The organism is Alteromonas ulvae (assembly GCF_048987005.1).
Taxonomy (GTDB): Bacteria; Pseudomonadota; Gammaproteobacteria; order Enterobacterales; family Alteromonadaceae; genus Alteromonas.
In genome coordinates this window covers 1387236-1412641 of record NZ_CP185261.1, presented here as the reverse complement: position 1 = coordinate 1412641, position 25406 = coordinate 1387236, and the positions used below count along the sequence as shown (strand labels likewise).

At 43.8% G+C, this 25406-nt stretch carries 22 protein-coding genes; 8 read left to right on the top strand and 14 right to left on the bottom strand.

From position 1 onward, the window contains the following. Nucleotides 1-34 precede the first annotated feature (34 nt). From ACOJR9_RS06165 to ACOJR9_RS06140, 6 genes are all read right to left on the bottom strand, one after another. A complete protein-coding gene (locus ACOJR9_RS06165; protein WP_420936070.1) occupies nt 35-1450 on the bottom strand; it encodes a sensor histidine kinase in 1416 nt (471 codons plus the stop codon). 114 nt (nt 1451-1564) lie between these two features. Next, a complete protein-coding gene (locus tag ACOJR9_RS06160; RefSeq protein ID WP_420935454.1) occupies nt 1565-1867 on the bottom strand; it encodes a calcium-binding protein in 303 nt (100 codons plus the stop codon). 297 nt (nt 1868-2164) lie between these two features. Next, the gene (locus ACOJR9_RS06155; protein WP_420935453.1) at nt 2165-4237 is read right to left on the bottom strand and encodes a putative bifunctional diguanylate cyclase/phosphodiesterase; all 2073 of its coding nucleotides are present in this window, start codon (nt 4235-4237) and stop codon (nt 2165-2167) included. Nucleotides 4238-4381: 144 nt separating this feature from the next. Next, nucleotides 4382-4831 (bottom strand): TerB family tellurite resistance protein, encoded by a 450-nt coding sequence (locus ACOJR9_RS06150; protein ID WP_420935452.1) that lies wholly within the window; start codon nt 4829-4831, stop codon nt 4382-4384. 85 nt (nt 4832-4916) lie between these two features. Next, complete coding sequence (locus ACOJR9_RS06145; protein WP_420935451.1) at nt 4917-6581, bottom strand: SpoIIE family protein phosphatase; 1665 nt, start codon at nt 6579-6581, stop codon at nt 4917-4919. 112 nt (nt 6582-6693) lie between these two features. After that, nucleotides 6694-6999 (bottom strand): STAS domain-containing protein, encoded by a 306-nt coding sequence (locus ACOJR9_RS06140; RefSeq protein WP_420935450.1) that lies wholly within the window; start codon nt 6997-6999, stop codon nt 6694-6696. Nucleotides 7000-7161: 162 nt separating this feature from the next. Between ACOJR9_RS06140 and yciH the strand changes: the two genes are divergently transcribed. From yciH to pheA, 3 genes are all read left to right on the top strand, one after another. After that, the gene (yciH, locus tag ACOJR9_RS06135) at nt 7162-7494 is read left to right on the top strand and encodes a stress response translation initiation inhibitor YciH (protein ID WP_420936069.1); all 333 of its coding nucleotides are present in this window, start codon (nt 7162-7164) and stop codon (nt 7492-7494) included. Nucleotides 7495-7544: 50 nt separating this feature from the next. After that, nucleotides 7545-8345, top strand: coding sequence for a response regulator (locus ACOJR9_RS06130; RefSeq protein ID WP_420935449.1), 801 nt, complete (start codon nt 7545-7547; stop codon nt 8343-8345). A 355-nt stretch (nt 8346-8700) separates the two neighbouring features. Beyond that, nucleotides 8701-9882, top strand: a complete 1182-nt coding sequence (gene pheA / locus ACOJR9_RS06125; protein ID WP_420935448.1) for a prephenate dehydratase — start codon at nt 8701-8703, stop codon at nt 9880-9882. A gap of 242 nt (nt 9883-10124) precedes the next feature. Here pheA and tyrA read toward each other — a convergent pair whose 3' ends face one another. Then, nucleotides 10125-11270: a bifunctional chorismate mutase/prephenate dehydrogenase gene (gene tyrA / locus ACOJR9_RS06120; protein ID WP_420935447.1), complete on the bottom strand. Its 1146-nt coding sequence runs from the start codon at nt 11268-11270 to the stop codon at nt 10125-10127. A 38-nt stretch (nt 11271-11308) separates the two neighbouring features. Further along, a complete protein-coding gene (locus tag ACOJR9_RS06115) occupies nt 11309-12397 on the bottom strand; it encodes a 3-deoxy-7-phosphoheptulonate synthase (protein WP_420935446.1) in 1089 nt (362 codons plus the stop codon). Nucleotides 12398-12894: 497 nt separating this feature from the next. On the opposite strand from ACOJR9_RS06115, the gene ACOJR9_RS06110 reads away from it, so the two are divergent. Together ACOJR9_RS06110 and ACOJR9_RS06105 are read left to right on the top strand one after the other, a co-directional pair. Continuing rightward, complete coding sequence (locus tag ACOJR9_RS06110; RefSeq protein ID WP_420935445.1) at nt 12895-13932, top strand: metal-dependent hydrolase; 1038 nt, start codon at nt 12895-12897, stop codon at nt 13930-13932. Nucleotides 13933-14102: 170 nt separating this feature from the next. Beyond that, nucleotides 14103-14819, top strand: coding sequence for an enoyl-CoA hydratase/isomerase family protein (locus ACOJR9_RS06105; protein ID WP_420935444.1), 717 nt, complete (start codon nt 14103-14105; stop codon nt 14817-14819). Nucleotides 14820-14952: 133 nt separating this feature from the next. On the opposite strand, the gene rplS is transcribed toward ACOJR9_RS06105, so the two are convergent. The 4 genes from rplS to rpsP are packed head-to-tail and all read right to left on the bottom strand — an operon-like array spanning nt 14953 to nt 16889. Continuing rightward, complete coding sequence (rplS, locus tag ACOJR9_RS06100) at nt 14953-15312, bottom strand: 50S ribosomal protein L19 (RefSeq protein WP_420936068.1); 360 nt, start codon at nt 15310-15312, stop codon at nt 14953-14955. Between the two features lie 18 nt (nt 15313-15330). After that, nucleotides 15331-16047: a tRNA (guanosine(37)-N1)-methyltransferase TrmD gene (gene trmD, locus ACOJR9_RS06095; RefSeq protein ID WP_420936067.1), complete on the bottom strand. Its 717-nt coding sequence runs from the start codon at nt 16045-16047 to the stop codon at nt 15331-15333. Nucleotides 16048-16092: 45 nt separating this feature from the next. Continuing rightward, nucleotides 16093-16614 carry a ribosome maturation factor RimM gene (rimM, locus tag ACOJR9_RS06090; protein ID WP_420935443.1) on the bottom strand — a complete coding sequence of 174 codons (522 nt, stop codon included), beginning with the start codon at nt 16612-16614 and terminating at the stop codon, nt 16093-16095. A gap of 23 nt (nt 16615-16637) precedes the next feature. Further along, on the bottom strand, nt 16638-16889 hold the full coding sequence (gene rpsP, locus ACOJR9_RS06085) for a 30S ribosomal protein S16 (RefSeq protein ID WP_032094545.1): 252 nt from the start codon (nt 16887-16889) through the stop codon (nt 16638-16640). 527 nt (nt 16890-17416) lie between these two features. On the opposite strand from rpsP, the gene ACOJR9_RS06080 reads away from it, so the two are divergent. The 3 genes from ACOJR9_RS06080 to ACOJR9_RS06070 all read left to right on the top strand — a co-directional run bounded on the left by ACOJR9_RS06080 (nt 17417) and on the right by ACOJR9_RS06070 (nt 23447). After that, a complete protein-coding gene (locus ACOJR9_RS06080) occupies nt 17417-19192 on the top strand; it encodes an ABC transporter transmembrane domain-containing protein (protein ID WP_420935442.1) in 1776 nt (591 codons plus the stop codon). A gap of 87 nt (nt 19193-19279) precedes the next feature. Further along, a complete protein-coding gene (locus tag ACOJR9_RS06075; protein ID WP_420935441.1) occupies nt 19280-20335 on the top strand; it encodes an efflux RND transporter periplasmic adaptor subunit in 1056 nt (351 codons plus the stop codon). Further along, a complete protein-coding gene (locus ACOJR9_RS06070; protein ID WP_420935440.1) occupies nt 20328-23447 on the top strand; it encodes an efflux RND transporter permease subunit in 3120 nt (1039 codons plus the stop codon). The genes ACOJR9_RS06075 and ACOJR9_RS06070 overlap by 8 nt, the downstream gene beginning before the upstream one ends. Nucleotides 23448-23606: 159 nt before the next feature. On the opposite strand, the gene ACOJR9_RS06065 is transcribed toward ACOJR9_RS06070, so the two are convergent. Then, the gene (locus ACOJR9_RS06065; protein WP_420935439.1) at nt 23607-24869 is read right to left on the bottom strand and encodes an alpha/beta hydrolase; all 1263 of its coding nucleotides are present in this window, start codon (nt 24867-24869) and stop codon (nt 23607-23609) included. A gap of 109 nt (nt 24870-24978) precedes the next feature. Then, entirely contained in the window at nt 24979-25371 is a 393-nt protein-coding gene (locus ACOJR9_RS06060; protein WP_420935438.1) for a TerB family tellurite resistance protein, read from the bottom strand. Nucleotides 25372-25406: the final 35 nt, after the last annotated feature.

Below are 25406 nucleotides of genomic sequence, written 5' to 3'. Positions count from 1 at the left end.
GCTTTCAAAAACGCGTGCTTTTCATCTCGAGCTCTCAATGCTGCGCGAGAGAAACCCGAAAGCAGACATCCGCATAGTTTACCTCTACCACCTGAACATCGCCATGCATAAGTCGCGCGCAATCTGAAACAATCGATAACCCTAGGCCTGTTCCAATCACATTGTCATTACGGGGCTCACTACCTCGAATAAAAGGCTCAAACAGGGTCGCAACCATTTCTGGGGATATGGGCTTACCGTGATTGGCCACATCGAGAACAAGCATATCTTCTTGGGTACTCTTTCCCTCGCTTTTTTGCATGTAAACCGTAACGAATATAGGTTTACCAACAGCGCCATGGGCAACGGCATTGGAAATTAAATTATCGAGCACGCGACGGAAAAGCTCCTCGTCAAGGAGTACCTCATCAACCTGCACATCAACTACAATTTCTCTGTTTTGGATAGCAAGTGCATAGTCTTCAATGCACTCATCTATTAGCGTTTGCGGTTTGTATAATACCAATTTAGGCTGAGCCTGCTGCAGCAACAGATTATAATCTAATAGCTTTTCTACCAAGGTATTGAGTCGTTGAGTGCTTCCGCTGAGTAAAGATAATACTTCACGCTGGTTGTCGTTGAGATCGCCAACCACGTTGTCAGATAACAGACTGCAACCTTCTTTAATACTCGCTAGTGGTGTTTTCAATTCGTGTGCTGCATGACGTAGCAACGCAGTGCGAATATGTTCAAGCTGTTGAAGACGATCGTAAAGCCAATGCAAATCTTTTTCTACATCAAGAAGCTCTCTGGGTGCATGGCGCGTTAAAGGCGGAAGTTCGCCTTTACTGTGAGCCAATATACGAATGATTTTTTTAAGGTTATTTACAGGGTTCACAATAAGCTGACTACCCAACAATATTAGCATCAAAGAGACACTTACCAGCATGGCCGTTGACCATGCTTGTTTGGCCTGCATAGCGTTTAAATCGCTCTGCTGTAATGCCACGCGTTCGCTAATGACACTTTCTACGTCTTTTCTCAGCTGCTTAACACTGTCTTTGATAGTTGCCAAGTAGGCGTTTAGCAACAATTGATCTTCAATGCTTCGATAGTCTGCAAGTTGCTCGATCTGTGTTGTCAAAAAGCTACACACCTCACCAGAACCAAGCCCCTGACATAAATTATCAGCTGCCAATGCAAATTGCTCTAGCGCATTGTCTGATATCTCCGCTACTCTTTCACTTTTCAGTACTGAATATTGGCGAATACTTCTTTCAACATCCACTACGGTGTTATCAAGTTGCTGAACGTCGCCTACAATCTCGACGACAAAGCGAGTTTCCAACGTTGTCATTTGACCAACCTTGGCAAGATCGCTCTGGCTTTGCCACAAAAGCGCTATCAAAGGAATTAGGGCTAATACAAAACTACCCAATGTCAATTGCCTCAAAGAACCGAGTTGGACGATGCGCTCACTTAAGGAAAACTTGTTAACCAGAACTCTATCCTCTTTATTCTCTGCTATTAGTAAATCACTTATATTGATACTAGCGTGATTAGTTTACACTTATGCGGCTATTATTTATGGCTGCTGTTTCAACGAAGCAGTAACCCTATTTTTAGTGTCACTTACTGTGGGCGTAAGCTTACTATTTGCCAATTCCTTTTCGGTAAGCCTGCCATCTTCGTCATCATCAATTAAACCGAAGTTTCGCAATAGTTCGATATGCTGAACAGCTTCTCTTAATGAAATAAAACCGTCGTTATCTTTATCTAACTGTTGCATAAGCATGTTGGCTTGGCTCGCGTTTACAGCACCTACAAAACTCATCTGTAACATCGCAAGTGCCAGCAATGTAATATTATTTCTACTTGAAATTTTCATAGTGAATCTCCCGCATTAGATACCGTTTGAATTTTATCTAACTCAGTACTCTACGGTAATGAAACACGCTTATGTTATGTCGTATAACATCAACATAAATGCAATCTATAACCACTGCTATGAGTCAAATTAGCTAACGTTGGCCTCATTACGTTAGTGCTTACACTGCATAGCTAAATTCGCGCCACATTATAAAAAATAAAAAATAGAATTATTAATCAGTTACTTAAGAAAAATAAAAGAAACAACAATATAGGTGTGTGTTGCTAAATAGAAACACTTTTATACCAAAAGGCTTTACTTCGTAAATTGGCTCTCGTCATAGAAAGACTCGAGGCTGAGTAACGTTTTCAACGGAACTGGCTTGCTAAACATAAAGCCCTGAACGTTATCGCAACCGTGCTGGCGTAAATAATCCCACTGCTCAAAGTTTTCAATCCCTTCAGCGCATACCGTTAACGACAAACGTTTTGCCAAATCAATAATAGCACCGGTTACTAGCCTACTGCGTTCAGAGGTTTGCAGCTCCATCACGAACTGTCTATCAATTTTGAGCGTGTCGATAGTTATTTGAGTTAGGTAACTCAATGAAGAATAACCTGTACCAAAATCATCTAGGGCGATGGAGCACCCCATATTACTCATCCTCCTGAAGAACTTATTAGACAGCTGGAAGTTTTCAAGATAAGCGCTCTCTGTGACCTCAAACTCCATATTTTCAGGATTAACATCGTAAACGTTCAACGTGTTGTATATGTAGTCAAAAAGCTGCGCATTTCTGAGGTCGTGTCCCGATAAGTTAACTGACACTTTAAAGTTCTGGGGGGCCCAGTGTTTGATATCAGGAAGGTCTATACATACACGCTTTATTATCCACTGTGTAATGGCCGTGATCTTGCCCCCTTGCTCTGCAATTGGAATAAATTCATTGGGCATTACTAGGCCAAACTCTGGGTGTTGCCAACGAATAAGGGCTTCCGCGCCAATCACATGACCTGTATTGTCTACCTTTACTTGATAATAGACAATAAATTCGTCCTCTCGCAGACCTTGCTCTATGCCATTTGCAATTTGCAGCTTGCGCTTGTGTGACTCCACCATATCGGGTGTAAAGAGTGTATAGCTTCCTCGCCCTCTTGCCTTAGACCTATACATTGCTAAATCGGCGTTACTCATGAGGTCGCTAAGTTCAAAACTTGCATCACTTGCTTTTGCAACACCAACGCTAATGCCTACCGTTAAAGAAAGTCCTTGCATTTCAAATGGCTCGTCAAATGCAGACAATAATCGCACCGCTAACTGCTCAGCGGCATAATCGTTTACTTCCCTATCGGGAAGAACAATGAACTCGTCACCACCTAAACGGGCAAATAAATCGTCATTTCGCAATAGACGCTGCACTCGATCGGCAACCTCAATTAAAATGAGATCACCGGTTTCATGACCTAATGAATCGTTAATTCCTTTGAATCCATCTAAGTCAAAGAACAACAGCATGATGTCTTCATCATTCCGCTTAGCACGAGCCAATTCGAGTCTCAGATTATCAAGCACATATTGCCTATTAGGTAACCCGGTCAAGCTGTCGTAGTTAGCTAGCCGAGCCATGGTCTCTTGTTGATCAAACAGCGTTTGTTTTTGTTCAAAATTTATCAATAGCTCAACCTCGATGGTATCGAGCAAACTATTTATGTTTGAGCCCAGCTGTCCAAATTCGTTTCGTGAAGAAACAGAACTTCGCAGTGCATAATCTTTTGTCTCAAACAGGTTTTGCGTAAATCGTCTAAGCTCAGATAAAGGTCTAATAAGTCGGTGGGTAACCAACAGACATACACCAACACACAATAACCCAATAGCAAGAATAAGAAAAAACTGACGAACTAATGTTCTTGCACTTTGCACAGGAATCGCTGCTTTAGCGTCGGCATGAATAACTACATGACCGAGAGGATAAGTACTTGTTCCAACTAAATTGTGAGTGGTAATAACATCGTTAGGATGGAGGGTTACGCCGTAGGGGATGTCGTTGGGAGAAGGAGGAATTGCTGAACCGTAGTCAGACTCTTTTCTCAGCACTACAGACGTAATCGCGTTATAATTGGTGTCGTAAAGCGTCGCCGATATGAGATATTTATGTTCTCTTATCGATCTAAATATCAACTCGTATCTGTCTACATTATCCGAACCCGTGTCCGCAAGCACACTCAATTGCGACGCCAAACTATTACTTATTGCACTGGTGTTGATTTCTACCACTTGCTTCATCAACGTATTGTGCTCAACTCTATTGATCACAAACACAGCTATAGCAAGCGCACACATCGATACTGCGCTAACAATACCCATGGTCATTTTTATCGATTTAAACACCAACACAACCTTGTTCAACGAAATAGTAACGTAATAGAAGAAAGACGAGTTTACCCGCTAAAGGCATAGAATAATATGTGAAGAGGAGTAAATAACAACTCTTTTAACGCCGCTTTTACGCGAACATCAAGTGTAAGGCACAGGTTACGAGTCAGTTAGCCCGCTCTTTACATCTAGCTTCGTCTTGATAAATTGACTGTGAGGTACATAAAGTAAATCTGCTATTTGCCGTATCGTACTTTCCTCAAGCGGTGCTAGCGTGCTGTCTGCATAGGCAATCGCCCAAAGGCTGCGAATGATGTTTGCTTTTTCTTCACTACCGCAGTGCGCATTAACAACTTTTGTGAACTGAACTACATCAATGGCATTGTCAGAGGTCTCATTCCCTTCTTCTAGCAAAAGGGCCAGTGCATCGTCATCAATATTCACATGTTTTTTGAGTTGATGCTGATGTGCCTTTCGCTCTTCTTCGGTAACTTCGTTATCGGCATTCACTATTTCACTAAGTAATGCGGCAGTGGCAAGTTCATAAGAATAAGTTGGTTTCTGATGCTTTTTTGCATCTTCGAATAACGTTAAAAATTGTTTTAGCATTTTAGGTCCTTTTGCCGTTGTTTGTTGTTTATCCTTAAGCAAACAATAATTAAAGGAGTTATCGTTTAATGGTCTAAAATTAGCGCTAACGAGGATTCGTGTCGAGCAAACATGTTACTTTCCGCCCTCCCTCTTCAAATTGAACTTGCTCACACAATGCACAAACCATTGCTAAACCTCGACCATAGGATTCGTCAGTTGAAACGTTATCTACGCTATCCCAGCTAAAACCGTCACCACTATCGAGTACTGACACTTGTATTTTTTGCTCATTAGGTAAAGACTCAATTCTAATGGTAATACTTGCGTCACTAAGCGCTTTAAGCGACGCTTCTCGCAATTCATAATAGGCATGAAAACCTTCAGTAGTACTTTTCATGTCTGAGTCGAGTTTTAACACTCCGTGCTCTAGCGAATTGTTAAATAGTTCTGAAAGTACCGTATACAAGACTGAGCGGATGCTCTGAACTCCCTCACACTGTCCAGCTATCTGCAGAACTTGTTGGAGAATGTCTGGCTGCTTTAATAATTCAGCAGTAAGGACCACTTCATGTGAAGAAGGCAAACCAAATTGATTTTTCTCTGATGGGAAAAGTTGAATTGGCTTTGCAGAAAAAATAATGACGGATACATCATCGTCAAATGAATCGCTAACGTTAAACTTCAAAGCGCTCTCGTATAAAGATTGTGCGGTAATAGCCTTATTGTTTGATAGTGCTTCTTTAATAAGGTTACTAATGCCATCTTCCATGAGCATACCGTTATTCTTATCAAACACTTCTATTAAGCCGTCGCTTACGATAATAAGCTGCTCACCGTGAGATAAATGAATCGTGTCGCAGGCCGTGTCGAATTCATCGTCATCGAGGATCCCAAGAGCCATGTGCCGCGAAGGACGCTGACGCAACTCCGAGGCCATCTTACCCACGGTAAGAACAGCGGGCATACCACCTTGCCACAAAATAATATGAGAACCGGTTGAATCAATCTCTCCAATGACTGCAGCCATAAACATGTCGTGAGGTAAAAACCTCAGCAAGATATTGTTTAGCTCTCTGGCAATTTCAGACACAGTCACGCCTTGTTGAGTCATCTCCTGAAACGCTCTAGTTACTGGCAGTGCGCCCACAGCCGAAGCTAAGCCATGACCGGTAAAGTCTCCTACCGCAAAGTAAATGCCGCCATTTGGGTTTTTCTCACATAAGAAAACATCACCATTGAAACTTTCAGCAGGCTTAATATAGTAGTTAAAATAAGAGAGCACTTGAGGATCGTTTACAATTGCATTGTTAAAAATATGTTCGACGATGGCGTGTTCGCGAGCTACTCGCTGGTTGAATAATAATAGCGCTTTATTTTGCTGTTCTACACGAAGGTTCAATGTCCTGATTTTTAAGTGCGCCCGAATTTTGGCAATAAGTATGTGCTTGTCGAACGGTTTTGTGGCGAAGTCATTGCCGCCAACCTCTAAGCACTTAACCAAGCTGGCCTTATCTTCTAGAGCGGTAATAAATAGGATGGGAAGGTATTCTGCTGAGGCGAGTTTACGCAGTTGTGGTACTACATCGAATCCACTCATATCAGGCATCACGACGTCGAGTAAAATAAGGTCTGGCGCCTCTGATTTAAATTTTTCAATAGCCTGCGTGCCGTTTTCAGCTTCGATACAGTCGTCGTAACCTTCTGTGGTAAGCATGTTCAACAGTAAAAGGCGGTTGATGGGCTCATCATCGACAATAAGAATTTTCATAACTCATATCCTTGAAAAAGAAGCACCTAACATCACCTAACCATACACAGAGACCGTTTTCTGACAATTCAGAGGTACGTTACAACAAAGGGCTAGAGCGCATTACGCCTTCCTAGCGAATTTCGAACTTTTTATCAAAACGAGAAATTTCTAAAATCTTACTCACTTGTGGACGCGCATTCTCTATGCTGTAAGTATAGTTACTGCTTTTGAGCGACTTCTGCATGTTTAACAACATACCTAACGCAGAGCTATCCATATATTCCGTAATGGATAAATCCACAGCGATTTCGTTCGTTCTGTCGGTCAAGTTATTATAGGCGTTTCTAAATTCTTCGACCTTACTAAAGTCGAACTTTTCTCCCACTTTAATAACTAAAACCTCGCCATCTTGGCGATACTGCGATGTGATCGTCATGGAACCTCCAATCTTCTTGGTTAAGAAAAATTTCATCATTTGTCGTCAATTTTGCTATCCTTAACACTAGTTCAAGATTGCAATAATTTCCCAGACATTTTTAGCGTCATCATGGCAGTTTTTTTGAGAAATGAAAGGTTAAGTTTAACGTTAGAGGCAGATATGCAAGATTGGCAAAATGCGCTGTTGGTCTACAGTACAGAAAGCGGAAAAGTCAAACCAGAACCAAAGACACATTCTCGCTCAGTGTCGGACGATGGTATTGTTCGTATTCACCGAGAAACCAAGGGACGAAAGGGCAAAGGCGTATCCCTTATCAAGGGGTTAGACATGCCTCCCGCAGACCTAAAGAAATTAGGCTCAGAGCTTAAAAAGAAATGTGGTTGTGGCGGTGCGGTTAAAGATGGCGTTATTGAAGTTCAAACTGACGATAGAGAAAAACTTCGCATGTTGCTGGAAGAAAAAAATTATAAAGTAAAACTTGCAGGAGGATAGCGTGTGTCGCCTCCTACTTTTTCATCAACACATAACAAAAAGAGTCCGAAATGGAAAAGCTGTCAATTTCTGATTTACATATTATTTTAGTGGAACCCTCTGATACACAGAGAAAGATCATCACTACCTTGCTACTTAAAGAGAGTGTTAAGGAAATTGATCCTGTAAGTACATTCGGCGAAGCAAAATCTGCTATTCGCGCACATGGCGCGGATCTTGTCGTTAGCGCTATGTATTTTGAGGACGGCACAGCCCTTGAATTGCTCAAATTCATTAAAGAGAACGATGAGTTTAACACTATTCCATTCATGTTGGTTTCAAGTGAAAATCGAATGAGTAAGTTGGAAGAATTTAAACAGGCCGGCGTTGCGGCTATTCTTCCAAAACCATTTGAACCGCTGCATCTCTCTAGGGCTCTGAATGCAAGTCTCGATCTTATTAACCACGATGAACTCGACCTAGAGCTTTTTGACGTGCAAGACGTGAGAGTATTGTTAGTAGATGACAGTAAGCTAGCTCGAAATCATATTCGTAGAGTACTTGAGGGAATGGGATTACAGCGCATCAAAGAAGCTGAAAATGGTGCGATGGCACTTACGTTAATAAAAGATGAAGCCTTTGATTTAGTGGTTACTGATTATAACATGCCAGAAATGGACGGAAGAGAGCTGTCTGAGTTCATCCGGTTCAATCCAGAAACTACGCATATTCCCATTATTATGGTTACGTCGGAATCTGCAGACAGTATGCACATGGCAAACATACAGCAAACCGGTGTAAATGCGCTCTGCGACAAGCCCTTTGAACCCAATGAAGTAAGACAAATGCTCTCAGTGCTCCTAAGTAACTAGTAACGAATTTTATGAGCGACTGACAATGTATTTCAACTGCTTAACAAAGACCGTACCTTGTTGGCTATTCTTTCTATCCCGTTTGCGTTTTTGCTACAAAAATTATTTCAACCTTTTATGAGTAAATAACTTAAGCTGCTTGTAAAAAAGAGTTGACAGCATCAGGTAATACACTTAAATTCAGGCTATGAAAACGAATAAAAAGCATGTAGTCATTCTATTTTTCGCGTTTACATCCTTTTATTAGGGGGGCGCAACTGCATGCATAAAAACCTCCCTCTAGGGAGGTTTTTTTTTACTCTTTATTCCTTACAATTTGCAAAGTCATAAAATAAGATTTTTTTACGGGAACACTATGTCAGACAACGCACTAGATACTGTCAGAAAGCGTATTACCACTTTAGACAGCGAGTTACTAAACTTACTGGCTGAAAGAAGAAAACTCACCAACGAAGTCGCAGAAACAAAAATTAAATACCACATCCCCGTGCGAGATCAAAAGCGTGAAGAGCAGTTGCTCGTTCGTTTGATTAAAGAGGGACAAAGAGTAAATTTAGACCCTCACTATGTGACGCAAATCTTCCATGTGATCATTGAAGACTCGGTTCTCAATCAGCAGGCTATGCTTGCAGAGCGCGCAAACCCAGGAAGTACGTTGCCTCTTAACCGCGTTGCATTTTTAGGTGACAAGGGATCTTATTCCTATCTCGCTACCCAAAAGTATTTCTCGCGTCGCCCAGGTGAACTCCTAGAAATTGGTTGTCAGAGTTTTGCCGAGATCATTCACAAAGTAGAAAATACTGAGGCTGATTATGCTGTGTTACCTATCGAGAATACTACCTCAGGCAGTATCAACGAGGTTTATGACCAGCTGCAGCATACACAGTTAAGTATCATTGGCGAGCTAACGCACCCTATTCGCCATACTTTATTGGTAGGCGCCGCTACATCAATTGAAAAAATTAAAACGCTGTACGCTCACCCCCAGGTTTTCACACAATGCAGTCATTTTTTAGCCGAGCTTGGCAACGTTGAAGTAAAAACCATGGACAGCACCTCATCTGCAATGCTCACAGTAAGCGAATTAGCGCGAGACGACGTTGCTGCCATTGGAAGCGAAGCTGGTGGAAATCTTTACGGCCTTACTGCGATAAAAAGTAATTTAGCCAATCAGAAAGAGAACCACAGCCGGTTTATTGTCGTGGCAAGAAATGCTGTAACTGTTCCACTTCAAGTACCTGCAAAAACCACGCTTGTTATGTCAACAGTGCAAAAGCCAGGCGCGCTAGTAGAAGCATTACTTGTATTGCGAGAGAATAAGATCAACATGACCAAGTTGGAGTCTCGACCAATTCCAGGGAACCCCTGGGAAGAGATGTTTTATATTGATGTAGAAGGAAACGTTGAGGATGGGCCCGTACAAACTGCGTTTGCATCGCTACAAAGCATCACTCGCTATATAAAAGTACTCGGCTGTTACCCCAGCGAGGAAATTAGCCCTACCAAAGTAGCAGCGGCAAGCGCACTCTCTCAGTAATTAACAGCTACAGTAACAACCATTAGTAAATGGGTTAAATAAGACATAACTAACAAGCCTGAGTCCGATATATTATCGAAATCAGGCTTTAGTCACCGCTTAGAAATCAATCCAACTTAATGTAGTCACTTCATAGCGTTCCTCGCCATTTCTACAATGCGTAGGTGAAGCTTTACTTTTCTGGCACTTGATGTAGAGTCTGCTCAAGCTTAGGCGGCATTAGCATGCTCAGTAAAAAAACTTTATTTGTCTCTTAACAACTGACCATCATCGGCTTTCAATAATAGCTGCTTACTATCCACTAAACATTTTTTCGCATAATCACCAAACCAGCCGCCCACTTTCATAAACTCCTCAACAAACCCTTTCTTATCACCGCTTTCTAGCAGTGATAACGCTAATCCAAAACGCTCGTAAAATCTTCGCAGTAGTGCAAAATTATCGGGGTTATTAAAAATAATGTCGGCGTATAACTGAGGAGACTGTGCAAACAATCGCCCAACCATAGCTAATTCTAAGCGATAGATAGGCGAGCTGAACATGGTCAGCGAATCTAAATTGGGGTTTTCACCTTTAAGGTGCTGGCCATACACAAACGTGTTGAAGTGGCGCATAACCTGTATATATGCCATGGCCTCATCGTGCTCTTTTGCGCTAGAGTTGTGAACAGTCGCACCCCATATTCGCATTTGCTCTATTAGCCATTCATACTTATCACTATTGCGGCCTTCACATACCACAACCACTTGCTTAATCATACCGGGGGCATCAGGCCCAAACATGGGATGCAATCCCACAACAGGCCCACTATGCACACCAAGCATAGCGTTTAACGGCATGGCTTTTATACTGGTTATGTCTGCAAGAATGCAGTCATCAGGTAGCATAGTTAACCGCTGTATAACCGCTTCGGTTAAATTAATGGGAACTGCCACAATAACCAACGAAGCGTTTGACAACAGCTGCTGCGCATGCCCTTTTTCCCAGTCGTCTTTTTCAACAACACCAACATTATATTTGCTGCGCTGGAACAAACTAACGAAAACCCGTCCAAGCGCTCCGCCACCGCCAATAACAACGACATTGTCGATATCAGGTTTCACGCAGCGATATTCATTATTTTGAGTATGATAAGACTCGCGCATGACGCGGCGAAGAAGATCTTCTGTTAAATCGGCAGAAACGCCCATTTCTTCAGCCTGTTGTCGCCTAGAGGCAATAAGGACTTTTTCGCGCTCGGGAACGTAGACAGGCATGCCCGCTTGCGCTTTAATTTGCCCTACTTTGGTGGTGATCTCATTACGCTTTGCAAGCAGTTCAACGAGCTGGGTATCCAGCTCGTCGATGCCTTCACGCAATGATGCCAATTGCTGTGAAAAATCGGCCATTGTGGCTTATCCTTGAATCAAATGGCACAAGCAATTCGTTATGCTACTGTGCGCTTATTTTGACGTAAGGGTAGCACAGTTATCAATTTATCTCTGGTTTGAGATATGAGATTTTCAGTGCTTTCCCAATCGATACAACCGTCTGTGATTGAGACACCATAGTCTAATTCTTCGTACTTCTTACCATCTGCGTTTTGATTGCCAGGCTTTAAATGACTCTCAAGCATAATTCCGATAATAGATTGATTACCCTCCAAAATTTGATTGACCACATTTTGCGCTACTAAAGGCTGACGACGGTAATCTTTTGAAGAGTTAGCGTGGCTGCAATCAACCACTAAACCCGCCGTAAGGTTCGCATCTTGCATCTCAAGTTCACACTCAGAAACGCAAACAGAGTCGTAATTAGGCTGCTTTCCGCCGCGAAGGATGATATGCCCATCCGGATTTCCGCTAGTGCCAATAATGCTTACTTGGCCTTGTTTATTAATTCCCATAAAACGATGACTTGATGCAGCAGATTTAAGCGCGTTAATAGCAATGCCTAAACCGCCGTCTGTGCCGTTTTTGAATCCTACTGGCATGGACAAGCCACTGGCCATTTCACGGTGAGTTTGCGACTCTGAGGTACGTGCACCAATGGCTGACCAGCTAAATAGTTCAGCAAGGTACTGAGGGCTGATAGGATCGAGTGCTTCCGTTGCAACTGGGAGCTCTAACTCTGCCAACCAGATAAGAAGCTCTCGGGCTTTGCGTAAACCAGTTTCAATATCGAACGTACCATCGATATGCGGGTCATTAATTAGACCTTTCCACCCTGTCGTAGTACGAGGCTTTTCGAAATAAACCCGCATCACAATAAAGAGCGTGTCTTTGCATGATTCGTGCAGTTCTTTTAACTTCAGCGCATACTCTTTAGCCGCGTCAACATCGTGAATTGAGCATGGACCACACACCACTAGCATACGGTGATCGCGGCGATGGATAATATCTGAAATAATTTGGCGTGAATCTGAGATAGCCGCTAACGCTTTGTCTGAAACAGGCAGTTCAGCACTTAACGCATCGGGAGTAATAAGCACATCTTCTGCACTTACGTGAACATTATTAACAGTGTCCTTTATCATGAAAAGCTCTCTTAACTAAAAAATGAAAAAAATTATAAACGCCAAAAGAGTATGCAACCTGCATGTAAACCTTATTGTACAACCAGCTTTTTCTATATTTCTTTAACGTCGTTGACTTTTTAACAATTAACCACTAAGGAAGCAAGCAATAACGTAGAATACTTTGTTCTAGGCTAGATGCGACGCAAATGAACGGTCGTATTAGGGTTTTGTCACCCACGACGAGCACTTATTGACCAGTTGTGAGCTTACGGGGTTTTCTGTGTTGTGGGAGTGATGTGGCACTGATATGTCAGTTAAGTTAAACGGTGATATTGCAGTTATATTTGCAAAGGGGCGGAAGGCTGAGCAGATACAAAGCCCAGCGCTATTGAAAAAATGTGAGAGTTGCGCAAGCTGTCATATAAACTCAAAAATAGTCAACTGCTTTGCAAGAAAATTGGCCTGATGAAGAACTCACGTCGTAAAAGTATAAAATTATGAGTTAAGTGGGCTATATGGACTCTCTCACGCAAGCGGCACTAGGTGGCGCAGTTGGTTATGCAGTACTTGGGAACAAAGTGGGTAGAAAGGCGGCCTTATGGGGCGCAATACTTGGCACCCTTCCAGATTTAGATGTTTTTTTACCGTACAACGGCGCCGTTGAAGCATTCACTTACCACCGTGGATTTAGCCACTCGTTGTTAGTCCACTTGATTATCAGCCCATTAATTGTGTGGTTACTCACACACATTCACAAAGGCACCTCGAGGTTCAAACACCGTTGGTTTTGGTTGGTATTTCTGTGTTTGTCTACCCATGCAGTTTTGGATAGCTTTACAGTTTATGGCACTCAGTTGTTGTGGCCTATAACGGAATATCCGTTTGCCATGTCGAATATTTTCATCATCGACCCATTAGTCACTATTCCGTTACTTGTTAGCTTAATCATGGTGTTATTGCCCAAGATTCAAAACATAACAAAAGCGAGAGCCAATACATTCGGTTTACTTATGAGTTGTCTTTATTTAGGTTGGTCACTTTTTGGCAAACTTTTTATTGATTACAACGTTGAATCGGCGTTAGCAAAACAAGGCATTGAGCCACAACACTACATGAGTACACCTGCGCCATTCACTACACTGTTGTGGCGTATCGTAGTAGTCGCCGAAGACAAGTATTATGAAATCTATACCTCTGTTTTTGATTCGCCCGATGATATCAGTGTTAGCGCCTATCCTACCGCGCCTGAATTACTCAGGCCCGTACAATCTGAATGGGGCATAAAACGCTTACAGTGGTTTACCAAGGGATTATATTCTGTTCGTTTACGCGAAGACGACATCATTCTTTCAGACTTGAGAATGGGCGTAGAATGCGCTTATGCGTTTAACTTTAAGGTAGCTGAACAAACTGCGTCAGGCATTGAGGTCGGTTCATTTGAAAAGTTCAGTGAACGGCCCAACTTACGCGACGTGCAGTCTTTTTGGCTGCGTATTTGGGACCCGTCGATTTCATTGGCGCCAGACACAAACCAACAGCCGCCTTGCCATTAGCATGTTTTCGCATTTTTGCGTGATAGTTGCTCAGCGGCGCCTAATGGTAAATTCACAAAAAGACTATAACGGTTTATAAGCATCAATGAATAAATATCATTACGTTAAATTTTTCATCTGCTGATATTTATAGAAGAATACGGTTAATAATAAAATAAAAGAGGCTGCGAATGAAAAATATAGCGTTAACTTATGATGGTGATGTGGCTATTCTATTGATGCAAAATGGTGAGAATCGACACAACCCCGACTTTGCTCAGGACATGTTGAAAAGCTTACAGTGCGTGATGGAGAACACCTCGTGCAAAGCATTAGTGATCACATCAAATGATGAAAAATGCTTTAGCTTAGGTATAGACACCGACTGGTTAATGCCTGCAATGAAGGCGCAGCAGTTTGATGAAATTAAAGCGTTTATGCATAGTATGGATGACGTATTTAGAACCTTACTGTTGTTTCCCCTACCGGTGATCGCCGCCATCAACGGCCACGCGTTTGGCAACGGAGCCATTCTTGCCTGTGCATGTGATTTTCGCTTTATGCGTTCAGACAAAGGGTTCTTTTGTTTTCCCGAAGTCGATTTATCTATACCCTTTTTACCTGGCATGATTGAGTTTGTAAAAAAGGCCATGCCCTATCATCGTTTTAATGAGATGAAACTGTCTGGGAGACGAGTGTCTGGTAAAGAACTTGAGCAAGATCATGTCATAGAAAAAGCCTTTAGCAGCCAAGATGCGTTAATGTTAGGCGCAGTTGAATATGCAAAAACATTTCATAAGAAGCGCAGTATATTCGGTGAACACAAAAAGCGATTGCACAAGCATATCGTTCACTCAATAGACACTGAAAACCCTCCTCTTATCGAGTCGCTTTCACTAATGGTTTAATCAGCTAAACACATTGAACAACCTGCTATGCAGCGTGTTGTTTTAAACAAAGGCTACTATTATCGTTGATTACAAAAAAACCCGCACGAGGCGGGTTTTTTCGAAGTTAACAATAACGCAAGGATTAGTAATCTTAGTTAAGCTTCTCTCTGATACGTGCAGATTTACCTGAACGCTCACGTAGATAGTAAAGCTTAGCACGACGAACCGCACCGCGACGTTTAACTTCAACAGAAGCGATTTGCGGGCTGTGTGTTTGGAACACACGCTCAACGCCTTCGCCGCTAGAAATCTTACGTACGGTAAAAGACGAGTGCAGACCACGGTTACGCTTAGCGATAACAACACCTTCATAAGCCTGAAGACGCTCTTTGTCACCTTCGGTAACGCGAACTTTAACAATTACTGTGTCACCTGGACCAAATTCAGGTACATCAGTTTTAAGCTGTGCTTGCTCAATTTTTTTGATGATATCTTGACTGACTTTGCTCATCATATCCTCTCGTCCTAGTTAACTGTCATCTCGCCGCAGCTGCGCTTGGAATAATTCAAGCAAACGCATCTGCTCCTCAGTCAGAGCTAGGTGATTTAACAAATCAGGGCGACGTTGCATAGTTCTACCTAAAGACTGCATCAGTCGCCACTGCCTAATTTTTTCGTGATCACCACTTAGCAACACCTCGGGCACCTTCTGACCTTCAAGTACTTCTGGCCGCGTATAGTGCGGGCAATCCAAAAGACCGTCAGTGAAAGAATCTTCTACTGCTGAGGCTTTATGCCCTAGCACGCCGGGAACCAATCGGGCAACTGCGTCCATTAAGACCATTGCCGGAAGCTCTCCACCGCTTAACACATAATCACCAATGGAGACTTCTTCATCTACATGGCTTTCGATTACGCGTTCGTCGATTCCTTCGTATCGACCGCAAATTAAAATTGTGCGTTCGATACTGGCAAGGCGTTTAACGCCAGCCTGATCAAGGGGTTTTCCTTGGGGTGATAAATAGATCACCTTACTGTTGTCACCACCAATATTCTTGGCAGCGTGTATTGCGTCAGTTAGCGGTTTAACCATCATAAGCATACCGGGTCCGCCACCGTAGGGGCGATCGTCTACTGTACGATGGCGATCATGAGTAAAGTCACGGGGGTTGAAGGTATCAACCGATAATTTACCAGATTTAACTGCCCTACCTATTACACCCTGTTGGGTAAATGGGGAAAACATATCTGGAAAAAGGCTAATAACTCCAAACCACTTTTCCGGTGTCACTTAGAACCCCGGGTCCCAGTCAACTTTAATGACCTTCGCTTCCTTATCTACCTCGTGTACGACTTCATCGAATACAAAAGGCACAAGTCTTTCTTTTTGACCAAAGGCATCGCCTACATTAGCTTTAACGTGAATAACGTCGTTAGCACCTGTGTTAAATACCTCTTTCACCACACCTAAGTCGTAACCTTGCGTAGTTACCACTTTCATGCCGGTGAGCTCTCGCCAGTAAATGCCATCGTCGCCCAAGTCGGGAAGTTGCGAAGCGTTAATGTAGATATCCAAGTTTTTGACGCGTTCAGCATCATCTCGGCTCTCTACACCCTCAATCTTTGCAACGAGGCTTTTGCCGTGCGTTCGCCATTGATCAATCGAACATTCTTTTTCTTCACCAAGAAACCAAGGCGTGTACTCGAAAATGCCCTCTGGCTTTTCTGTATAGCTGTTGATTTTGACCCAACCTTTAACGCCGTAAGGCGCTCCAATTTTGCCAACAATCACTTTGTCAGACGCTAGACTCATCTATACTCACCAGTTAAAACAGCTTACGCTGCAGATTTTTTCGCTTCTTTTACCAAGCTAGATACGCGATCTGATAAGCCCGCGCCTACGCCAACCCAGTAATCTACACGTTCAAGATCAATGCGAAGGCGTTCCGCTTGACCTTGTGCAGTTGGGTTGAAGAAACCGATGTTTTCGATGAAACGACCGTTTCGTGCGCGGCTGCTATCAGCAACCACTAGTTGATAAAATGGACGCTTTTTCGCGCCACCACGCTGTAAACGAATAGTAACCATAAAATGCCTCAAACTCGTTGTAGCGTTACCGTTAACTTAACCCCTCTTACCACGCGCAAAAACTAAGCACCTGATAGAAGGCTGGCGAATTATACGGATGTGGTATTCGAATGCAAGTAATAAAGCGGGGAAATGGGATTTAGCGGACATCCAATACTGAATAAGCAGTCCACTTTTTAGTTTACTTCAAAGTTATATTTCAGATTATATTGCACAGTGAAGTTACACACCCGAGTAAAAAGACGTGTTACGTATAATGGACGAATTTCTCCTTTAACCGTTGCACCTAAAGCTTGAAAATGTGCGCAAAACTGAGACAAAAACGACAAGACCAGACTATTCCTGCGGACTAAATAGTAGCGAGTCTAAAAGTGGCAAGCTCCCATCCAACTGATTTACTGCAAATGTAGTCGCATGTACAAATCAACTGCTGTCATAAACACGTATACTTAGGCTTAACTGCGTCACTTGTTGCGCCTGCTGCACAAATTGAACAACTCCACGAAGTAATTAAAAAAGAGGCTATTTTGACGACTCCACTTGATGAAGTGTCCACTAAACAAGTTTTACATTGGATTGGCTCTCATTTAAGCCAGTATAAAAACAGAGTAGCAGGAGCAATTGTCGCCTTGCTCACGGCCGCTATTGCATGGTTAATGCTTGGTCAAGGGATCAAATATGCTATCGACAATGGGTTTGTCGACAACGCTTCCGATACGCTGAATGAAGCAACCGTTATTGTACTCGGTATAACCTTAGTAGCCTGTATTGCCACCTATGCTCGCTTTTATTTAATGACTTGGCTTGGCGAAAGGGTAAGCGCAGATATAAGAAACCAAGTTTATTCTCATTTGCTGTCATTGCCCCCCTCGTTTTTTGCCGAATTGAGAACCGGTGAGGTTATCTCTCGATTTACAAGTGACACCACGGTTATTCAGACAGTGGTGGGTATGAGCCTATCAATGACTTTGCGCTCTGTGATCACCTTTATCGGCGCCCTGGTACTTATGGGTATATCTAGCTCTTTACTCACGTTATGCGTCATTATTGCCGTGCCGGCGGTATTGGTTCCAATTAAGGTGCTTGCTCCGCAAGTCAGAAAGTTTGCCAAAATTAGCCAAGATAAAGTGGCAGACTTAGGCTCTCACATAGATGAGAGTCTCCATGAAATCATGACAGTGCAGGCCTATACGGCAGAAAATAAAGAACGCTCTCACTTTGCTTCAAGAGTAGAAGCTGCCATGGGTGCCGCCGAACATCGAATACATTATCGCTCGCTGCTTATTGGCTGCATAATGTGTTTAAGCATGACCGCAATAATATTTATAGCCTGGGTTGGTGCACGCCAAGTGTTAGAAGGGCAAATGTCCGTCGGTGAACTATCCGCCTTTTTATTCTATGCGGTAATGGCAGGTGGCAGCGTTGCTACAATAAGCGAAGTCATAGGAGAAGTGCAGCGCGGCGTGGGCGCCAGCGAGCGCCTTTATCAACTTATTCAAGTTGAATCAGATATTCAGCCCCCTTCAAGTCATACAGACAATGAAAAAACGGTTGTCACATTAGCGGAAAATGCGTCTCCTGCAATAAACATCGACAATGTCAGTTTTAGCTATCCTAGCAGTAAAGCACTGTTTACCAACCTCAACCTCAATATCCGCGCTGGAGAAAAACTGGCGTTGGTTGGCCCTAGCGGCGCAGGTAAAACGACATTATTTCAGCTTCTCATGCGTTTTTATGAACCGTCGTCGGGCAGCATTGTATTTAACGATACCAACATCAATAGCCTACCACTAGTACAATTACGTAACCAAATTGCCGTAGTGACACAAGAGCCGGTGGTATTTGCGCGCTCTGTGATGGACAACATTCGTTATGGTAAATCCGATGCTACCGATGAGGATGTGGTCAAAGCGGCAAAGCTGGCTTTTGCCCACGAGTTTATTGATGTCCTCGATAACCGATACGACACCCAGCTTGGTGAACGTGGCATTAAGTTATCGGGTGGGCAAAAACAGCGTATTGCCATCGCACGAGCTATTTTAGCCGACCGCCCTATTTTACTGCTTGATGAGGCAACCAGTGCCCTCGATGCCATGAGTGAGCGAATGGTGCAACAGGCGATTAACCGCTTAATGGAAGGAAAAACCAGTATTGTGATTGCTCATCGACTGGCAACGGTTCAACACGCCGACCGCATTGTTGTAATGGATAAAGGAAGCATAGTGGCCACCGGGGATCATGCCTCGCTGATGAAAAGCGATACCCTGTATAGGGAATACGCTGAACTGCAATTGCTTACCTGAACCGCCTATGGTGCTATACAGTACAAATCTCAACTAGCCAAAAGTCTATGTAGTAGACACAAAAATTTATAACTAATGGGTTACAGAATGAACAAGTCAGTGGTTCGCACAATAAAGACATGGACAGGTCTTTTTTCTTTATTTTTGTTTATACCGTTCGCACACGGCCAATATATGGGTGACCAACAAGCCAAGTTGGTTGTGACAAAACCTATCGAATTCATGAACGAGACACGTAAGATTGAGGCAGTCGGTAGCGCTGAAGCTTTACAGTCTATTGTGCTTTATTCGCCAGTAGCCGACGAAGTTACTGAGATTAACTTTGTGCCCGGTCAAAATGTTGAAGCAGGCAAAGTCCTTGTTCGACTGGACGATCGCAGACAGAAAACCGCCTTAAAACGCGCTGAACTAACCTTAGCTGACGCCCAGCGCACTGTAGAACGCCTTGCTTCAAGCTACAAAAAAGGCGCTGTTCCTGTCAATGAACTCGATCTGGCAAAAACACAGCGAGACCTGGCAGAGGTGGCCCTAGCAGATGCCAAAACAGATTTAGAAGATCGACGTATCGTCGCCCCTTTTGATGGTATTGTGGGCTTTACCGACGTGGAAGTGGGTGATCGTATTAATGAGCAAACTATGATCACCACGCTGGACAATCGTAGCAAACTATTTGTTAATTTTAAGGCTCCGGAAGCAGCCCTATCAGTTTTGCTAGATGGTCCAGATGTTACGTTGGAGCCATGGAGTGACAAAGAAAAAAGTGTGGTAGCAGAGATTGCGCAGGTAGATTCACGAATCAATGAAACTGACAGAACACTGCGAGCTAGAGCCCTTTTAGACAATTCCTCCGATCAATTCAGACCGGGCATGAGTTTCAGAGTCAACTTATCTATTGAAGGTGATAGATTTGCCGCAGTTCCAGAATCCGCTCTGTTGTGGGGTGCCACTGGTGCCTATATTTGGCTCGCCGTTGATGGAAAAGCACAAAAGTTGGACGTTAACGTTCACCAACGCCTTCGCGGTATTATTTTGGTATCTGGGGATATTACCAATGGTGACACTCTGATTGCTGAAGGCGTTCAGCGTTTGCGCACTGGTCAATCTATCACCACTGAGATAGCTGGGGGGCCAGCAGGTGAGTGATAAGCAGCTTTCTTCACAAGCAAACGACCTACCGTCGCTGGCGATTAGACGACCAGTTCTTATTGTTGTTTTAAATTTGCTCATAGCAATCGCTGGTTTTGCAGCGTTAAGCGGTCTCGAGGTTCGTGAGCTTCCCGATGTAGATACGCCGCGAGTAACAGTAACAGCAACTTTCCCTGGTGCGTCGCCTGAAACGGTAGATGCCGAAGTAACAAGCCGTCTTGAGGGCGCAGTAGCACGAGTAAGTGGTGTAAAAAACATTTCAGCACAAAGCGAAGAAAACTCAGCACGTATTCGAGTAGAATTTCGCCCTGGTGTAAATTTAGAAGACGCAGCCAACGAGACACGTGAGTCAGTAAGCCGCGTACAGCGACAGCTTCCCGAGGATGTTGAACAAGTCGCGATTATCCGCGCAGACAATGATGCCCAAGCCGTTGTGAGTTTGGCTATTTCAAGTAAAACACTTGATATGGAAACCCTTACCGAGCGAGTAAACACCGATGTGGCCCCTTTATTTTTGAGCATCCCGGGGGTTGCTGATGTCAATATGAGCGGCGATCGGGAGCGCGTCCTCAGGGTTTCGGTTGACCCATTGCGACTAACAAGTTTTGGACTGTCTATGAGTGATGTGGCAGACGCACTCGTTTTGGCGCCCTTTGACGTACCTGCCGGCAGTATTCAGTCGTCAGAACAGGCGCTTATTGTCCGCGCCGATGCAACATCAATATCTGCTCAAGATGTGGGTGATATTGTTATTTCGGGTGATATCCGCGTCAACGATGTTGCAAGTGTCTATTTTGGACCCGCAGACTCAACCAGTATGGTGCGATTAGACGGCATGCCGGTAATTGGTTTGGGAGTTATACGTCAAGCAAGTTCGAATACCATTGAAATTTCTGATGAAGTCCTTCAAATGGTGAGTGACTTAGACAAGCGCTTTACTGATATGGATATTGTTGTCACCGCAGACGACGCCGAATTTATTCGCGACTCGGTTAAAGAAGTCATCATTTCACTCAGTCTTACCGTTGCGCTGGTTATAGTTACATTACTTGTATTTATTGGTTCGTGGCGAGCAACGCTAGTACCCGCTCTTTCGATTCCTGTGTCATTAGCTGGGGCTCTTGCCATCATCTGGGCAATGGGCTTTTCAATTAATATTTTAACCTTGCTAGCTCTGGTGCTTGCTACCGGTATGATTGTTGACGACGCTATTGTAGTGTCAGAAAATATCCAGCGTCGTCGCAGCATGGGCCTTGGCGCAAGAGCTGCTGCGGTAATTGGCACACGAGAAGTATTTTTCGCCGTAGTGGCAACAACCGCAGTACTTGCGTCCGTCTTTATTCCTATCGCATTTTTACCGTCAACAGCTGGTAAACTTTTCAGAGAATTTGGCGGCGTGTTGGCAGGGGCCGTTATTATTTCCTCTTTTGTTGCTCTCTCTCTGGTTCCTGCTCTTACCGCACGTTTAGCAGTTAAAAAACCAAAAGAAAACGGGAAAAGCTTTTTTAACGCCACCTTTGGCCGATTCGGTAATGCGTGTCTTTCGCTGTATCAATCCTCTCTATTAAAAGCGCTTAAATATGGTTGGCTTGTGGGTGTATTAAGTCTTGCAGCCGGCGGCGGCGCTTATATATTGTCGGGTAATATTGCTAATGAGTTATTGCCTAGTGAAGACCGTGGAACTATACGTATTTTTGCTCGTGGACCTGACGGTGCCGGTCTTAACTTTATGGATAGACAAGCCGAGAAGATGGAAGAGATGCTGCTTCCCTATGTAGAAAAAGGCACCATAGACTCAATGTACACCGTGGTAGGGCAGTGGGACCCGAACATTGTGTTTATTACCGCGCCGCTCAAGCATTGGGACGAACGGGATATGTCGCTGCAAGATGTAGTAAATGAAATTCGACCAGGCCTGCAAGCTATTCCTGGCGCACCAGGCAACGCATTTGGCGGTAATAGCTTAAATCTTCGCGGACAAGGCGGCGGCTTAGAAATGGCGTTAACTGGTGATACGTATGAAAATATTTATCAGGCTGCTCAAGCCTTTGCCACTGAAATTGAAACCAAACTGCCCTATTTAGGTCGCCCACGTGTCAGTTACGATCCAACGCAACCCCAGCTTCGTGTGAATATTGACCGACGACGAGCGGAAGAGCTTGGTGTGCCATTAAACGATATTTCACAGGCTTTACGAGCAGCAGTAAATGGCGATGATATTGCAGACTTAAATGTAGGTGACCAAAGTATTCCTATCATGCTACAAACTAGTACAAGAAACACAATGGCGCCATCTGACTTAACCAATCTTTACGTAAAAAGCACTGATGGTAATCTAATCCCACTCTCTAGCGTGGCCTATATTAGCGAAGAAGGTGTGGCAGCTGAGTTGGAGCGTCAAGCCCAACGCAGAGCCATTGAACTCGAGGTTGAACTACCGGAAGATAAAGCCCTAAGCGATGTAGTGAGCGAAATACGTGCTATTTCTCAAAACACATTACCAGATGGAATTGGCCTCATCTTTCTAGGAGAAGCACAAACCTTTGAAGAAACGTCTAAACAAGTGGCGCTTACCTACGTACTGGCATTCGTTATTGTGTTATTGGTATTGGCTGCGCAGTTTGAGAGTGTGAACAGCGCAATAGTTGTCATGTTAACCGTTCCCTTTGGTATTGCAGCAGCAATTTATGCATTGTTCCTAACCAGTACTTCAATTAACGTTTACTCACAAATTGGCCTAGTCATGCTCATTGGCCTGTTAGCGAAAAACGCCATCTTACTTATTGAGTTTGCTGATCAGCTTCGTGATAAAGGGTATTCAGTTTACGATGCTATTGTAGAAGCAGGTTCGGTTCGTTTGAGACCGATAATGATGACATTAGTGTCTACCATTTTAGGTGGACTACCGCTGATCTTGTCCACCGGCGCTGGCGCAGAAGCGAGAAATGCGATTGGCTGGGTTGTGTTTGGCGGCTTAGGCATTGCGGTTGTGTTCACACTTTACCTTACCCCTGTGCTGTATCTCGCCCTAGCGCGGTTTACCAAGCCTAGAGCGGATGCTAGTGATCAGCTTGAGCGGGAATTAGAAGAGGCTCAGCCACACACGTAAATACCAAGAGTGTAACACTGGAAAATAAGTAAAGCTGATTGAAAGGCCGTTCTTAAAGAACGGCTTTTTTGCATTTATAGACTTTTTTAAAGCGGCATCGGCTAACACACTAGCTGATATATTTGCCAATACACTATCTTATATTCCAGCTACCGTGTGCTAAAAATTGCAAAAGTCATCTACAGACTCATCGCGAGTAAATGCCACTATGTTATCTATCATCACATCAAAATAAGGGTTGTAGGTAAGCCTTGCATATACACGACTGGCATCGTCATCTTCGTAGCCCCAGGGGCCATACCATACGTTTTCACCTGTTTTATCTTCTTTGCAGCGCGCTTCTAACTCACTTCCTTGGCCGTTATCGCAAATTCTGAATGGGCTCTGTGTGCCATACAGTGAGTTTGCCTCTGAAAACAACGAACTCATATGTGACGCAGCGCTTATACGCTTCTCTGGCAAAAGCATCGACTGCATGAGCAACTGCCCAGACATCAACGGATTATCGACAAAAACGTCTGGTGCGTCCTCGCCCTGCCAAAGTAGACATTTTTTATCATTGGTAAAATTTTCTTTAAAGCGTTTGGCGACGTGTTGTGTATCCACAACACTGTCTTTTTCTGCCACAACCATTAATACGGGAACGTCAAATGATGTTTTTCCCCCACCGCTGCCATCAAATCGGCGCGCTAGTGCGTTCACGCTTTCTTGGTAGGCGGCAAACCCTGGCATGGCGGTAGAGTTGTATCGGCTTGGATTGTCCTCAGCCTCCACGTTCGGCCAAGGGTAAAGCGTATCAATATAGGGCGCTAATTTAGATACGAAAAAACGAGATTTAAACGCCGGGGAAAAGTGAATGATCCCGTTAATATCATTTCTGTCAAAAGCGCTAATGGTGGTGAGGTTAGCGCCGGTTGAAAACCCGCCCACGTAAAGCTGTTCAACCGAAGAGGAAAACTGCTCAAGCTGAAAATCGGTTTCTGATTGCCATTGCTCGTAACTCACCGAAAGCATGTCGCCGGGTTTTGAGCCATGCCCAGGTAATAGCATCACGCGCACTCTCAACCCTTTTTTACAAAGGATAGCGGCTAGCTCTCTAAAAAAGTATGGGGAGTCGCCTAAACCATGCACAAGAAACAAGCCTTTGTCATCACTCGCAGTACCGCACTCAAATGGCATATTCATAGCAATTTCAGCGTCTTTGTCTGTTCCAACAAAGCTGCGATTAGCGCTTAAATAGTCAAAAACTCGCTGTTTATACTTATCAAAAGGAGCAACCTGGATGGGAAAGGGTTGAGTGCTGGCATTAAAGCTAACGTCACGCTGCGCCTCGTTAAAGGAATGACAGCTACTTACTGATAGGGCTAACAACAAGCCAGAAAGACCCTGCTCTATTTTATTATGTCTGAAATATTGAGGCATAGGCACCGCAAAAAGAGGTTATCGCACTGCTGCTGTTGTACAGCGGTGCAACCATTGAAAGCGGTGCAAAAATGACACCGCTTTGCTGTTATTAAGCACCGATTGAAGATTATTGTACCGCGGCACTGCCTGAAACAAGGGCTTTGGCGAGCACTTTATGTGTAAGTAGCGAAAGAAGCTCAGTTTCAGCTTCGCTTCGCTCTCCATCTACACCCGTTATGGCCATTGCCACTTCAAGGGTTTTATCTGCGTCGAAGGAAAGCGCATCTTTCAAGCTTCGCATATAAGAGACTGCGTCTCCCGTATCTATGGCTTTTCGTGTTTGGTAAATGGTGTCATTGAGAAAGGCTTCTGGGCAAATTGGGCTATCCCACGAAAGAGTCTCAACAATGTCATTCAGGTAGTCTTGCTCTGACAATGTCACTACTCCATCGACTTGATAAAGCAAAACCGATAATTGGATAAGGGCTTGGTTAAAACTTTGTTGTTCTGATAATTGCATAACATCTTCCTCTTCGTACTGTACGCACCAGCACC